The organism is Mesorhizobium sp. M0618, assembly GCF_040320765.1.
In the GTDB taxonomy this organism is placed as follows: Bacteria; Pseudomonadota; Alphaproteobacteria; order Rhizobiales; family Rhizobiaceae; genus Mesorhizobium.
Map to the genome: position 1 here is coordinate 55,375 of NZ_JAMYQH010000029.1, position 12,753 is coordinate 68,127.

General features: G+C 64.4%; 14 protein-coding genes and 2 pseudogenes. 12 read left to right on the forward strand and 4 right to left on the reverse strand.

Annotation, left to right across the window (positions count from 1 at the left end; translation table 11 throughout):
- Window positions 1-87 precede the first annotated feature (87 nt).
- The 11 genes and pseudogenes from NKJ04_RS26145 (at window position 88) to NKJ04_RS26195 (ending at window position 9,089) form a co-directional block, all read left to right on the forward strand.
- Window positions 88-897, forward strand: a complete 810-nt coding sequence (locus NKJ04_RS26145; protein ID WP_352677981.1) for a taurine ABC transporter ATP-binding protein — start codon at window positions 88-90, stop codon at window positions 895-897.
- Window positions 894-1,754 (forward strand): ABC transporter permease subunit, encoded by an 861-nt coding sequence (locus tag NKJ04_RS26150; RefSeq protein WP_352555716.1) that lies wholly within the window; start codon window positions 894-896, stop codon window positions 1,752-1,754. The genes NKJ04_RS26145 and NKJ04_RS26150 overlap by 4 nt, the downstream gene beginning before the upstream one ends.
- A 31-nt stretch (window positions 1,755-1,785) precedes the next feature.
- The gene (locus NKJ04_RS26155; protein WP_031213663.1) at window positions 1,786-1,971 is read left to right on the forward strand and encodes a hypothetical protein; all 186 of its coding nucleotides are present in this window, start codon (window positions 1,786-1,788) and stop codon (window positions 1,969-1,971) included.
- A 183-nt stretch (window positions 1,972-2,154) separates the two neighbouring features.
- Window positions 2,155-2,439: pseudogene (locus tag NKJ04_RS26160) on the forward strand (GIY-YIG nuclease family protein); the annotation flags it as partial.
- 262 nt (window positions 2,440-2,701) lie between these two features.
- On the forward strand, window positions 2,702-3,865 hold the full coding sequence (gene ssuD, locus NKJ04_RS26165; protein ID WP_352678036.1) for an FMNH2-dependent alkanesulfonate monooxygenase: 1,164 nt from the start codon (window positions 2,702-2,704) through the stop codon (window positions 3,863-3,865).
- Window positions 3,862-4,638 (forward strand): ABC transporter permease subunit, encoded by a 777-nt coding sequence (locus NKJ04_RS26170; protein ID WP_352677986.1) that lies wholly within the window; start codon window positions 3,862-3,864, stop codon window positions 4,636-4,638. The genes ssuD and NKJ04_RS26170 overlap by 4 nt, the downstream gene beginning before the upstream one ends.
- Window positions 4,639-4,648: 10 nt before the next feature.
- On the forward strand, window positions 4,649-5,440 hold the full coding sequence (locus NKJ04_RS26175) for an ATP-binding cassette domain-containing protein (RefSeq protein WP_352677988.1): 792 nt from the start codon (window positions 4,649-4,651) through the stop codon (window positions 5,438-5,440).
- 527 nt (window positions 5,441-5,967) lie between these two features.
- Window positions 5,968-6,327, forward strand: coding sequence for a septal ring lytic transglycosylase RlpA family protein (locus NKJ04_RS26180; protein WP_352677991.1), 360 nt, complete (start codon window positions 5,968-5,970; stop codon window positions 6,325-6,327).
- 233 nt (window positions 6,328-6,560) lie between these two features.
- A complete protein-coding gene (locus tag NKJ04_RS26185; protein ID WP_352677993.1) occupies window positions 6,561-7,838 on the forward strand; it encodes a polyhydroxyalkanoate depolymerase in 1,278 nt (425 codons plus the stop codon).
- Between the two features lie 234 nt (window positions 7,839-8,072).
- Window positions 8,073-8,690 carry a transglutaminase-like cysteine peptidase gene (locus NKJ04_RS26190; RefSeq protein WP_128305613.1) on the forward strand — a complete coding sequence of 206 codons (618 nt, stop codon included), beginning with the start codon at window positions 8,073-8,075 and terminating at the stop codon, window positions 8,688-8,690.
- A gap of 162 nt (window positions 8,691-8,852) precedes the next feature.
- Window positions 8,853-9,089 carry a hypothetical protein gene (locus NKJ04_RS26195; protein WP_352677996.1) on the forward strand — a complete coding sequence of 79 codons (237 nt, stop codon included), beginning with the start codon at window positions 8,853-8,855 and terminating at the stop codon, window positions 9,087-9,089.
- An 85-nt stretch (window positions 9,090-9,174) separates the two neighbouring features.
- On the opposite strand, the gene NKJ04_RS26200 is transcribed toward NKJ04_RS26195, so the two are convergent.
- From NKJ04_RS26200 to NKJ04_RS26215, 4 genes and pseudogenes are all read right to left on the reverse strand, one after another.
- Window positions 9,175-9,543 carry a helix-turn-helix domain-containing protein gene (locus NKJ04_RS26200; protein ID WP_352612580.1) on the reverse strand — a complete coding sequence of 123 codons (369 nt, stop codon included), beginning with the start codon at window positions 9,541-9,543 and terminating at the stop codon, window positions 9,175-9,177.
- A gap of 25 nt (window positions 9,544-9,568) precedes the next feature.
- A complete protein-coding gene (locus NKJ04_RS26205) occupies window positions 9,569-10,096 on the reverse strand; it encodes a Smr/MutS family protein (RefSeq protein WP_023813424.1) in 528 nt (175 codons plus the stop codon).
- A complete protein-coding gene (gene mltA, locus NKJ04_RS26210; RefSeq protein ID WP_352678000.1) occupies window positions 10,093-11,211 on the reverse strand; it encodes a murein transglycosylase A in 1,119 nt (372 codons plus the stop codon). Before mltA ends, NKJ04_RS26205 begins: the two co-directional genes overlap by 4 nt.
- 25 nt (window positions 11,212-11,236) lie before the next feature.
- Window positions 11,237-11,944, reverse strand: a pseudogene (locus NKJ04_RS26215) (Tim44/TimA family putative adaptor protein).
- A 217-nt stretch (window positions 11,945-12,161) separates the two neighbouring features.
- Here NKJ04_RS26215 and NKJ04_RS26220 point away from each other — a divergent pair.
- Window positions 12,162-12,662 (forward strand): FxsA family protein, encoded by a 501-nt coding sequence (locus tag NKJ04_RS26220; protein ID WP_352612576.1) that lies wholly within the window; start codon window positions 12,162-12,164, stop codon window positions 12,660-12,662.
- The last annotated feature ends 91 nt before the right edge of the window (window positions 12,663-12,753 follow it).

The window sequence follows — 12,753 nt, forward strand, 5'->3', positions numbered from 1 at the left end:
TCCCTGACGCCGCGTGCTGCCTGCCCCGGAACCGCTGACGAGGAGCGGTTTCGGGGCAGTCGGATTTCAACGAACCGCGAGGCATCCATGCCGCATCTCGTACTGGACCCCCATCTTGTACTGGACCCCCATCTCGTACTGGACAAGGTCTCGATCCACTATGACGGCCAAGCGGAGCCTGCCGTCGAACGGGTGTCGATCGATGTCGCCAAGGGCGATTTCGTCGTGCTGGTGGGCCGTTCCGGCTGCGGCAAGACCTCGCTGCTCAACGTCGCCGCCGGCCTTGTCGCGCCGGCGCGAGGTACGGCTTCCATCGACGGCAAGCCGATCACCGCGCCGGGCTCGGACCGGGCGGTGGTGTTCCAGAACGATGCTTTGTTCCCATGGCTGACGGCGCGCGAAAACGTTGCCTTCGCGCTCAGGCTGCGCGGTGTCAGGCCAGCCGAGCGAGCCCAGCGCGCCGATGAGTTGCTGGCGCTGGTGAAGCTCACCGACGCCGGCGACAAGCGCATCTGGGAGCTTTCCGGCGGCATGCGCCAGCGCGTCGGCCTGGCCCGGGCGCTCGCCGCCGAACCCGAATTCCTGCTGCTCGACGAACCGCTCGGCGCGCTCGATGCGCTGACGCGCGAACGCATGCAGACGACGCTGCTCGATCTGTGGACGGCAAGCGAGGTCGGCGTGCTGATGGTGACGCATGGCATCGAGGAGGCGCTGGTGCTGGCCACCCGCATCGTCGTGCTGGCGCCCGGGCCGGGCCGCGTGGTGCGGACTTTTGAACCCGGCTTCTCCAGGCGCTACGCGTCTGGCGAAGCCATTCGCACGATCAAGGCCGATCCGATTTTTTCCGAAGCCCGCGCGGACTTGACCGATGCGATCTTCGAAGGAGAAGCGGCATGACCGTTACTTCCTACACGGAGCGACCGGGACACAAGATCGACGAGGCCGACGGCCTGTCGGTGCCATGGTCGCGACCCAGCCCCAAGCGTAAAGGCGTTTCGGCCCGCGCGGTCAGCGCTGTCACCATCCTGGTGGTGCTGGCGCTGTGGGCGCTGTCGGCCCGCCTGCAACTGGTGTCGCCAGTGTTTCTGCCATCGCCTGCCGCCGTGTGGAACAAGTTCATCACCGTCGCTCGTGACGGCTTCGTCGATGCGACGCTGCTGCAGCATGCCGTCGCCAGCCTGTGGCGGATATTCGCCGCGCTGGTCGCCGCCATCCTCATCGGCGTGCCGGTTGGGCTCGCCATCGGCATCAGCACGATCGGGCGCGGCATCTTCGATCCGCTGCTGGAATTCCTGCGGCCGATCCCGCCGCTCGCCTACCTGCCGCTGGTCATCATCTGGTTCGGCATCGGCGAGCCGTCGAAGATCCTGGTGATCGCCATTGCCATGCTGGCGCCGGTGGCGCTGTCGACCGCGTCCGGCGTTCGCGGCGTCTCGCAGGAGCGCATCAATGCGGCGCGCTCGCTGGGTGCTACCCAGCGCCAAGTGGTCCGCCACGTCATTCTGCCCAGCGCGCTGCCGTCGATCCTGACCGGACTGCGCATCGCGCTCGGCGCCGGCTGGTCGACGCTGGTCGCCGCCGAACTGGTGGCGGCGACACGCGGGCTTGGCTTCATGATCCAGTCGGCCGCCCAGTTCCTCGTCACCGACGTGGTGGTGATGGGCATATTGGTGATCGCGGCCATCGCCTTCGTGCTCGAATTCACCATCCGCAGGCTCGAACGCGTCCTCGTCCCGTGGGCGGGACGCGAATGATTGGAAACCAGAAGAGCAGGAGAGAATGACGATGACCCATTCCACCGCCGTGCTGTTCGCCCAAGCCGGTAACTGGCTTCTCGCCTGGACCAGGGAAAGCCAGCCGCTAGAACAGCAACTGAAATCGCCAACGCCGGTCCGCTGGGACGCCGAGCGCGACCGCCTGCCGCCACGCGACGAGAGTTTTTACTGGGCCTGGCAGTATTGGTCGCAGTGAAGGGCGTGGGGCACGACTTGTGTCACGAAGACGGCTTAACTTAAGCTTCGTCATCCTAGGGCGAAGCAAGGAGCGAAGCGACGCGGCGCAGGCCCTAGGATCCATGCCGTGACGGTGGTCGTAGAATGCGGCGGATCAGAAATGTCGCTTTGCACGCCAACTCACGCGGGCTACCCTTCAACCATGACCGGCTATGCCTACATGACCGCGAGTCAGAAGCGCCGTACGATCTACATCGGTGTCACCAACGACCTCGGCCGCCGCGTACCCGAGCACAAGTCCGGCCAAGGCTCAGGCTTTACCAGTCGCTACGGCGTGCAACGCCTTGTCTGGTACGAAGAGTATTTCGACATTACCGACGCCATCCAACGTGAGAAATCACTGAAGCGCTGGCCACGACAATGGAAGATCGAGCTGATCGAGAGGGCCAATCCGGAGTGGTTCGAGCTCTTTCGTGGAACCGGCTGGTCGGCGCTCGGTTCCTTGCACCGCCGGAGCATAGCATCACCGTCACGGCATGGATCCTAGGGTCTGCGCCGCGTCGCTTCGCTCCTTGGCTTCGACCGCTTCTACAAGCTCGGGCTGATCCCGAAAGCGGTCCGCATCTCCGACGCGGTGTGGACAGCACCCGGCAACTAACTTGTCCCCTGACGGCGCCGGGTGAGAACGCCCGGCGCCATTTGCGTTTGCACCCATATCTCCAGGAGATCCGCCCGTGACTGTGCCAGACATGACCGCGCCTGCCAGCACCGCACCGCTCGATTTCTTCTGGTTCATCCCGACGCATGGCGACGGTTCTTATCTCGGTTCCGAGGAGCAGCAGCGACCGCCCGAATTCGGCTACTTCAAGGAGATCGCGCAAGCGGTCGACCGGCTCGGCTTTCCCGGCGTGCTGCTGCCCACGGGTCAGAACTGCGAGGATTCCTGGATCACCGCGACAGGTCTCGCGACGCTGACCGAAAAGCTGAAGTTTCTCGTTGCGCTGCGGCCGGGCGTCACGCTGCCGACTTTCGCCGCGCGCCAGACCGCCGCCCTCGATCGCTTGAGCAATGGCCGCCTGCTGCTCAATGTCGTGGTCGGCGGCAACCCGACCGAGCTCGCCGGCGACGGCGTCTTCCTGCCGCATGACGAGCGCTATGCCCAGGCGCATGAGTTCCTGACCATCTGGCGCGGCCTGGTGTCGGGCGAGCGGGTTAATTTCGACGGCAAATATTACCGCGTCGAGAGTGGCCGCCTCGACCTTCTGCCGCACCAGGAGCGGCCGCCGCTCTATTTCGGCGGGTCGTCGGACGCAGGCCAGGACCTCGCCGCCGACCTCGTCGACATGTATCTGACCTGGGGCGAGCCGCCGGCGCAGGTTGCCGAGAAGCTGGCCGCGGCGCGCGCAAAAGCGGCACGGCGCGGCAGAAAACTACGTTTCGGCATCAGGCTGCATTTCATCGTCCGCGAGACCGAGGACGAAGCGTGGCGCGCCGCCGACCGGCTGATCAGCCATGTCACCGACGCGCAGATCGAAAACGCGCAGGCGCGCTTCCTCAACCAGATGGATTCAGTCGGCCAGCGCCGTATGGCGCAATTGCATGGCGGACGCCGTGACAGGCTGGTCGTCTCGCCCAATCTGTGGGCCGGTGTCGGGCTGGTGCGCGGCGGCGCCGGCACGGCGCTGGTCGGCACGCCGGAACAGATCACCGAGCGCATCCGGGAATACCAGGCGATCGGCATCGATACCATCATCGGCTCGGGCTATCCGCATCTCGAGGAGGCCTACCGCGTCGCCGAGCTTCTGTTTCCAAAGCTCGGGCTCGGCACCAGGCGGCAGCGGGCGCATGAGAACATCGCCAACGAATTCTCGGTCGGCTTCCATGGCGCCAACCGCCTGCAGGCTTCGTCATGAGCTTTTCCACGCGCCTGCGCGGCAATGGCATCGGCTGGCTGCTCCCGGCGCTGGTTATTGCCGGCTGGGAGATTGCCAGCCGCGCGGGCGTCATGCCCGCCAACGTGCTGCCGGCGCCGAGCGCGGTCGCCGAAGCCTTCTGGCGGCTGACGCTGTCAGGCGAACTGATCCGCAACATCGGGGTCTCGACCGCGCGCGCCCTTGCCGGCTTTGCCGTCGGCGGCTCGATCGGCTTTGCGCTTGGCCTTGCCAACGGGCTGTCTACGCTCAGCCGCGGCCTGACCGACACGACGCTGCAGATGATCCGCAACATCCCGCACCTGGCGCTGATCCCGCTGGTCATCCTGTGGTTCGGCATCGACGAGGAAGCCAAACTGTTCCTGGTGGCGCTTGGCGTGTTCTTTCCGATCTACGTCAACACGCTGCTCGGCATCCAGAGCGTCGACCCGCAGCTGGTCGAGATGGGCCGCGTCTACGGCATGGACCGGCGCGCCCTGTTCTTCCGCGTCATCCTGCCCGGCGCGCTGCCGGCGATCTTCGTCGGCCTGCGCTATGCCCTGGGCATCATGTGGCTGACGCTGATCGTCGCCGAGACCATCTCGGCCAGCTCCGGCCTCGGCTACATGGCCATGCAGGCGCGCGAATTCCTGCTGATCGACGTCGTCGTGCTGTCGATCCTGATCTACGCGCTGCTCGGCAAGCTCGCCGACAGCCTCGCCCGCCTGCTCGAGCGGCTGTCGCTCGGCTGGCATCCGGCCTTCCAGAACGGATGAGAGATTGCCCATGACCGCCGCCAGCCTGACCGCAGCCCGTTCCTTCGTCGCCACGCCGGTGCGGCCGATCGGCTCCGTCGAAGGGCAGCGGGCCTTTGCCTTCAGGCAAGCCGGCAAGCGCTTCGGCGACAAGACCGTGCTCGACGGCATCGACCTGGACGTGCCGGCCGGGCAGTTCCTTGCCGTCATCGGCAAGAGCGGCTGCGGCAAGAGCACGCTTTTGCGGCTTTTGGCCGGGCTCGACCGGCCGACATCGGGATCGCTGACATTCGGCGTGGCAGAGGAAGGACACAGCCGCACGCGCTTCATGTTCCAGGAGCCACGGCTCCTGCCCTGGGCCAGCGTGGTGAAAAACGTCGAGGTCGGGCTGACCGGGATTGCTTCCGGCGCGGAAGCAAGGCAACGCGCGCTCGACATTCTCGGCGAGGTCGGGCTTGCCGATCGGGCCGACGAATGGCCTTCGGTGCTGTCCGGAGGTCAGAAGCAGCGCGTGGCGCTGGCCCGCGCGCTGGTCGGCCACCCGCAGATCCTGGCTCTCGACGAGCCGCTCGGCGCACTCGACGCCCTGACCCGCATCGAGATGCAGCAGCTTCTGGAACGCATCTGGATCGCGCAGAAGTTCACGGCTGTGCTGGTCACGCATGATGTCGCCGAAGCGGTTGCGCTGGCCGACCGGGTCGTGGTGATCAGCGAAGGCCGGATCGCGCTTGATCTGAATGTGCCCGTGGAACGGCCGCGCCGGCGCGGTTCGGTCGAGTTGGCCCGGCTGGAGGGCAAGATTCTGGACCGGCTGTTCGGGTAGGCTGTCGGGGGCGGCGGCGCAATTGGTGAGCGGCTTCCCGCTAGCGGTTCGCCCACACCAGCCCTGCCAGCCCGACAAGTAAGGTAACGACGCCCGACATACAGCCATTGCGACTGGCCGGTCATGAAGCTGCCGCCGACAGCGCCGATGCCTTGCAGCGACCACAGCGCGCCGACGGCAAGCACAATCAAGGCCAGCAGATTTTTGCTCATCCTCATTGCCGGATCTCCCTTTTCAAGTCGATTGGTTGCAGCATCGGGGCCGCGATAAAAGAGCCAAAGGAAGTGGTCCGACCGCGCCAGACTCTACTTGGATATTAATGTTCGATCTTGTCAAACGGATGCCTGGCAGCAGGACAAAGATCATCATCGAATGATCATCGCGCGCCGCAAAATCCCTGACAGACTGTTACCCAACGACTCCAAACGTGTGCCATTGCCACGGAACCGCCAGATGACTGCCGCATTTCGCGCCTTATTTGGCACCTAACGGCTGGGGTCTGTCAAAAACGGAGCCATCCCCCAAATATGAAGAACTCTAAACAGACCGCGCTTATCGCGGTAACGATCGCTGCTGGCCTGATGGTTGGCGCTTCTTCGGCGACCGCGGCCAGCCAGTGCGGCCGCGCCTCGTGGTACGCGCTGCACTCCAAGACCGCATCGGGCGAGCGCATGAACCCTTCGGCGCTGACCGCTGCCCACCGAACCTTGCCTTTCGGCACCAAGCTCCGGGTGACCAACAAGAACAACGGCCGCAGCGTCGTCGTGCGCATCAACGATCGCGGTCCGTTCATCAAGGGGCGCGTGCTCGACCTGTCGAAGGGCGCGGCCGGCCAGCTCGGCTTCATCGGCTCCGGCCACACGTCCGTGTGCATGGCACGCGTCTAGAGCTTCCTGTGTCCGGCAAGAGGGCCGGACACATTGCCTACACATTTCGCAGTCGCACACTGAGCCGGCTGGCACCGTTCGGCCCCGATTTCCACGGCCTTGAACCAAAGAAGCATTGGTCACGCCGCGTGACGTATTGCATCGCAGCAATTAGTTGTTAACTTCCCCGCGAGACATCTAGGGCTCGGCGCGGCTCGCCGTCCCTTCGGTCGCAGGCAGCAGCGGGGTTCTCGATGTTCTACCAGCTCTATGAGATGAACCACGCCGCCCTGCAGCCGGCGCGCCTCTATGCCGACGCGGTGCGGATGTTTTACTCCAATCCGCTCAATCCGTTTTCCCACACGCAATGGGGCCGTTCGATCGCGGCGACGGCCGAACTGTTCGAGCGCACCACGCGCCGCTACGGCAAGCCGGCCTTCGGCCTGACCAAGACCGTGGTCGACTGGAAGAGCGTCGAGGTCACTGAAAAGACCGTCTGGTCGAAGCCGTTCTGCAATCTCGTCCGCTTCGAGCGCACTGTCCCCGCCGGACGCAAGCCCGATCCGAAGCTTCTGATCGTGGCGCCGATGTCGGGCCATTATGCGACGCTGCTGCGCGGCACGGTCGAAGCCATGCTACCCTATGCCGACGTGCACATCACCGACTGGGTCGATGCCCGCATGGTGCCGCTTGCCGACGGCCAATTCGATCTCGACGACTACATCGACTATGTCATCGACATGCTGCACACGCTGGGGCCGGACACGCATGTGATGGCGGTGTGCCAGCCTTCCGTGCCGGTGCTGGCCGCCGTGGCGCTGATGGAAACGAAGGGCGACCCCTTCGTGCCCTCGACCATGACCTTGATGGGCGGCCCGATCGACACCCGCAGCAACCCGACCGCGGTCAATCTGCTGGCGCAGGAAAAGGGCATCGACTGGTTCCGCGACAATGTCGTGATGCATGCGCCCTGGCCGGTGCCGGGCTTCGGCCGCGAGGTCTATCCAGGCTTCCTGCAGCTGTCCGGCTTCATGAGCATGAACCTCGACCGCCACATCATCGCCCACAAGGACTTCTTCATGCATCTGGTGAAGCATGATGGCGACAATGCCGAGAAGCACCGCGATTTCTACGACGAGTATCTTGCCGTCATGGACCTGACGGCGGAGTTTTATCTACAGACCGTCGACACGGTCTTCGTGCGCCAGGCCTTGCCCAAGGGCGAGATGACGCATCGCGGCACCAGGATCGATCCGTCGGCGATCCGCAACGTCGCGCTGTTCACGGTCGAAGGCGAAAACGACGACATATCGGGCCTTGGCCAGACCAAGGCGGCGCATGATCTGTGCCCCAACATCCCGGCAGACAGGCATGCCCACTACATGCAGCCGGCGGTTGGCCATTACGGCGTGTTCAACGGTTCGCGCTTCCGTTCCGAAATCGTGCCGCGCATCGTCGACTTCATCACCAGCTATGGCCGCCAGGAGCGTGTCGCGGTGAAACCGAAGCTGGTCCGCGCCGCCAAGAGATAATGCAAGGCCGCCCAAAATTGCGGGTTTTGGGAAGATGACCTGCATAAACCAAGCTTAACGGCGATAAACCGTGAAATTGGACGGTAAAAGCCGGCTGGCTGGCCGATTCTGTTGCACAAGTGCCGCTGTCCAGCCCCTCGGGTAACCATGCCGACAATCCGACCGTCGTCGTAATTGACACGGACTGTAAATCCCCCTTAACCTTTCGTTAATAACAAAGGGTGAGCGGGGACAATGATTTCCTCATCGATGGCGCGACGGCTGCGCGTGTATGTGGCGGCCGGGCTGGCAATGACGGCGGGCTGGGTGGCACCGGCTTTGGCGGGTGGAGCGATGGCGACCGGGGGGCTCACCTCGCAGCCGATCGGCCACTATGATTTCTGCAAGCTGCATCCGGGCGAGTGCTCGATCCGCCCGACCAATCTGGCGCCGGCTCCGATGAGCGACGGGCTGATGCGCAAGCTTCTCAATGTCACCGCCAGGGTCAACGCCGCCGTCAAGCCGATGAGCGACATGGATATCTACGGCAAGGACGAGGTCTGGGCCTATCCCGACAAGGGCGTCGGCGATTGCGAGGACTATGTGCTGGAAAAGCGGCGCCAGCTTTCGCGCATGAGCATCTCGCTTGCCGATCTTCTGATCACCGTCGTGCGCAAGCCCGACGGCGAGGGTCACGCCGTGCTGACGGTGCGCACCGACGAGGGCGACTATGTGCTCGACAATCTGACCGACAAGGTCAAACCATGGGACGCGACCGGTTACCGCTTCCTCAAGCGGCAGGCGATCGACAACACCGGCCGCTGGGTCTCGATCCGCGGTGGCCAGCAGGTTCTGGTCGGCGCGGTGCAGTAGCTTCTGCACGAACAGGGCGGCATCGGCGATCCTTGGCGCCAGCGTCTCGCTCGTGGCCCGACGCCGCGCGCATCCTCTAATAATCTCGCATTTCTCCGTGAACCATTTCGCTCCGGCCTGCGACACACAGCCGTGAACCGAAACCAACCATGGAGACTTCAGATGACTGCTTTTCTGCGAAACACCCTTCTTGCCGCTATCGCGGTGTCGAGCATGGCCGGATCCTCCATGGCCGATCAGACCACCAGCTGTGCCAAAACCAACCTCAACGACCTCTGGGCCGGCCGCTGTTGCGGTGATGCCGGGGCGTCGGACTGCCTGGGTGGCGGAAACAATGGCCATGGCGGCAATGGCGATCACGGCCGGGGCGGAAATGGCGGCACGGCCGGCAAGAAGTGATCTCACCACTGTGCCCGCTGGCGCTCCGCCGGCGGGCAGTTTCCTTCTGAAGCAGGCGAACTTGCATCACGCTCGGATCGTCGGACTACGGCCGCTGGTTTAACGCCGCGCGGATCGATGCGGTAATGCGGCGAAGCTCGGCTTCGTCGAGTTTTTCGATGTTTTCCGCCAGCAGATTGGCAAGCTCGGTGGCGGCGGGGGAAAGACCCGACGTGTCGAGTTTTACACGCGGATGCGAGGCCTCGGCCAGCCGCGCCAGTTCCTCGGCATCGTCCCAGATGATGTTGAAATAGCCGATGATCTTCTGGATCAGCGTCCAGGTCGGGGCACCGCGCCTGCCATGTTCGAGCGCCGACAGATAGGCGGCGCTGACGCCGATCGCCGCCGCCATGTCCTTCTGGCGGACACCGCGTTCGCTCCTAAGCGTCCGCAGCTTCTCTCCGAACGGGGTCATGTCCCCACCCTCATGATAGAGCTCCTCACAGGCGCGCCCGCCGCAGGCGGATATAGAGCGCACCCGAACCGCCATGATTGCGGGCGGCATGGTCGTGGCTGGAGACCAGCGGCCGGAAGGCGGGCGTCGACAGCCAGGCCGGTACCGCGCGCCGCAACACGCCATCGCCGCCGGAGGACGAGCCCTTGCCGGTGATGACCAGGACATAGCGGACGCCGCCGGCATGCGCCCGGTGCAGGAATGAAAACAGCAGCGAATAGGCCTCGTCCTGGGTCAGGCCGTGCAGATCGACGCGGCCCTCGATCGGCAGCCGGCCCTTCGACAGCTTGTCCAAGGTCGGTTCGTCGAGCGCATGCGCGACATGCTGCGTCTTTGGTTTGGCTGCCCCGGGATTGGCCATGGGCTGAACCGGTTGCGGCTGACTTGGCCTGACCTCGGCAGGGATTTCAGGGATGTCGACGGCAAATTTGCCCTTCAGCGGCTTGGCCGTGCGCGCCACCAGGTTCCACAGAACCCGGTCGTCCTCGCTGAGCTTGTCCGGGCGCCGGGTCATCGGACCGCACCTGCAACGAGCGCGCGCGGGATCAGCGCATAAAAATCCGCGGCATTGCGGACCACGCCGGCGATCTCGCCCGCGGCATCGCCCGAACCGGCGAACAGGTCGCCCCGCGCGGACCCGGTGATGGCCGAGCCGGTGTCCTGCGCGATCATCAGCCGGCGGAACGGTTCTGCGTCGAAAGCAGTCAGCGTCGGTGCGTCGATGTAAAAAGGCGTGCCGAATGTATGCAGCAAGCGGTCGACGGCGATCGAGCGGCCCGGCGTCAGCGGCACCTTGGCGGCGGCGATCGGGCCAAGGGCCGCGTCCTCGACATCGGCCTCGCGGAAGAAGATGTAAGAGCGGTTCTGCCGCAGGATCTCGTCGACGCGGCCCGGATGCGCCTTGAACCAGGCGCGGATCGACTGCATCGTCACCTTCTCCAGCGGGATCTCGCCAAGCTCGCTCAAGATCTTGCCGGATCCGGTGAAGCGCTGGCCGGATTTGGCGGCATAGGTGACGCGGACAAGCCGGCCGTCGGTCATGGCGAGGCGTGCGGCACCTTGCACGTGAATGAAGAAGGCATCGACCTTGTCGGCCAGCCAGGCGATTTCCAGACCCTTGCCGTCGAGCGCGCCACGCTCGATCTCGCCACGGTCGGGATACTCGACCGGCCCGCTCGGCGTCTGGCGCGCGAAAGCGAGGTAGGGATCCAGGCCGGGCGGCCGGTTGCTCTCGTCGATATCGACGAGATCGGCCGGGCGCGACAGCAACGGCACCGAAAACCGATCCGTGCGCACCGGTGACGCCTCGACCTGCGGCTCATAGAAACCAGTGACGAGCCCGGCGCCGGCATGTTCGGCGGGGATAAGTGCCGGGACGAAATGGCGCTCGAAGAAGGCGCGGGCTTCCCCGCGGGTCGGCGACCGATTCGCCGGCGAAACGGTCCGGGCCTTGGCGTAGGCATCGGCAAAGGCGTCGAAGTCGATGCCGAGCGCACCACTGCGATAGGGTTTGGTCAGGACATGGAAGGCCGAGCGGCGAAAGGCGGCGAAAGCCGCCGAATGGTCGTCATCTCCCCAGCCGGGCAGGTTGCCGAAGGCTTTCTCGACAAAAAGAGGCGATAGCGACACCGGAGCCTCGCCGCGTGTTTCCGAACTAGTCTTCTTCCTCGGTGGCGACGAGCTTCCAGTTCGGGTCGCGCGAGCGCGTGTCGCGGGCGAAGGTCCAGACATCCTTGACCTCTGCGACGGTTTCCGGGTCGCCGTCGATGACCGCGCCGGCCTTGTCGCGGGTCGCCGAAATCAGCTCGCTGATGATGCGCAGCGTGACATGCGCCTCGCCGCCCTTCATCTCGGCCGAGACGATGTCGGCCTTGTCGATGCCGACGAAGGAGGACTGGATCTTTTCCGCCTTGGCCTCGCGCTCACCGATGGCGGCGACAAAGCCGTCATAGACCTCGCGCGACAACAGGTTCTTCAGCGTTTTGCGATCGCCGTCGGCATAGGCCATGACGATCATCTCGTAAGCCATCTAGGCGCCGTCGACGAAACCCTTCGGCTCGAAGGACGGATCATTGTCCTTGATCGTGCGCAGGCCCTTGTTGAGGTCGGTATCGGGCTTGGCGAATGCGTCGATCGCGGCATAGGTGTCGGGAGCCGGCTCGCCTGGCGGGCGCTTGCGCGGCAGCGAGACGACATTTTCTGATTTCTGGGCGGCATCCTTGTCGCCGGTGCGAGCCGCCGAATAGGGATCGAAGGGCGGCCGTTCGCTGCCGGTGCGGCGGCCCAGCACATTGCGCAGCTGGAAAAAGATGACCACCGCCGCAATCAGGAAGAAAATCGTGCCGAAGTCGAAGAATCCCATATCTTCCGCCAATCAATTCCTGCCCTGTGGCCGGACCGTCAGGCCCAATGGCCACGGTCGCATAGCGTTCAACATTCAAAGCATATAGAACGCAAGGCGCAATCATTCAAATCAAAGGCAGGCATACCTATCTAACAGCCTCAGTGCCAGCGGCGATTGCCAACTGGCGGCCAAAACAATCGAAACGTCATAACAATCGAAAAAAGGTTGGCAAGACTTGCGCATTTCGCTGCTTCCCTTCTTTCTCCTCGCGCTTCCGCTGCTGGAAATCGCCGGTTTCGTCATCGTCGGCCGTGAGGTCGGCGCGCTGGCGACGGTCGGCCTCGTGCTGGCCTCGAGCATCGCCGGCGTGCTTTTGCTCCGGTACCAGGGCTTTGGCGTGATGGCCCGCATCCGCACCGAGATGGCCGCCGGCCAGAACCCAAGCCGCCACCTTGCGCACGGCGCCATGATCGTGGTTGCGGCGGTCCTCCTGATCATCCCCGGCTTCATATCAGACATTATCGGCCTGCTGCTGTTCCTGCCGCCGTTGCGCGACTTTGCCTGGAACCGGTTCAAGGGCCGTATTGTCGTCGCCACCGATTTCTCGACCGGCGGTTTTCGCAGCCGCCAGCGCGACAGGGTCATCGACCTCGAAGACGGCGACTATTCGCGCGAGGACGATCTGAAGCGCGGCCCGGATCACAACTCGCCGTGGCGCCGCCTGAAGGACGATTAGGGCGCCGTCCCATCTATATCCGCAGCCGAGAAGCAAGGCGGCAAACCTTGTCTTGTCATCCCCGCCATGGTAGCGAACGCCCGATTTCAAT

Coding starts and splice junctions, on each gene's coding strand:
- NKJ04_RS26145 (WP_352677981.1), top strand. CDS start 88: ATGCCGCATCTCGTACTGGACCCCCATCTTGTACTGGACCCCCATCTC.
- NKJ04_RS26150 (WP_352555716.1), top strand. CDS start 894: ATGACCGTTACTTCCTACACGGAGCGACCGGGACACAAGATCGACGAG.
- NKJ04_RS26155 (WP_031213663.1), top strand. CDS start 1,786: ATGACCCATTCCACCGCCGTGCTGTTCGCCCAAGCCGGTAACTGGCTT.
- ssuD (WP_352678036.1), top strand. CDS start 2,702: ATGACCGCGCCTGCCAGCACCGCACCGCTCGATTTCTTCTGGTTCATC.
- NKJ04_RS26170 (WP_352677986.1), top strand. CDS start 3,862: ATGAGCTTTTCCACGCGCCTGCGCGGCAATGGCATCGGCTGGCTGCTC.
- NKJ04_RS26175 (WP_352677988.1), top strand. CDS start 4,649: ATGACCGCCGCCAGCCTGACCGCAGCCCGTTCCTTCGTCGCCACGCCG.
- NKJ04_RS26180 (WP_352677991.1), top strand. CDS start 5,968: ATGAAGAACTCTAAACAGACCGCGCTTATCGCGGTAACGATCGCTGCT.
- NKJ04_RS26185 (WP_352677993.1), top strand. CDS start 6,561: ATGTTCTACCAGCTCTATGAGATGAACCACGCCGCCCTGCAGCCGGCG.
- NKJ04_RS26190 (WP_128305613.1), top strand. CDS start 8,073: ATGATTTCCTCATCGATGGCGCGACGGCTGCGCGTGTATGTGGCGGCC.
- NKJ04_RS26195 (WP_352677996.1), top strand. CDS start 8,853: ATGACTGCTTTTCTGCGAAACACCCTTCTTGCCGCTATCGCGGTGTCG.
- NKJ04_RS26200 (WP_352612580.1), bottom strand. CDS start 9,543: ATGACCCCGTTCGGAGAGAAGCTGCGGACGCTTAGGAGCGAACGCGGT.
- NKJ04_RS26205 (WP_023813424.1), bottom strand. CDS start 10,096: ATGACCCGGCGCCCGGACAAGCTCAGCGAGGACGACCGGGTTCTGTGG.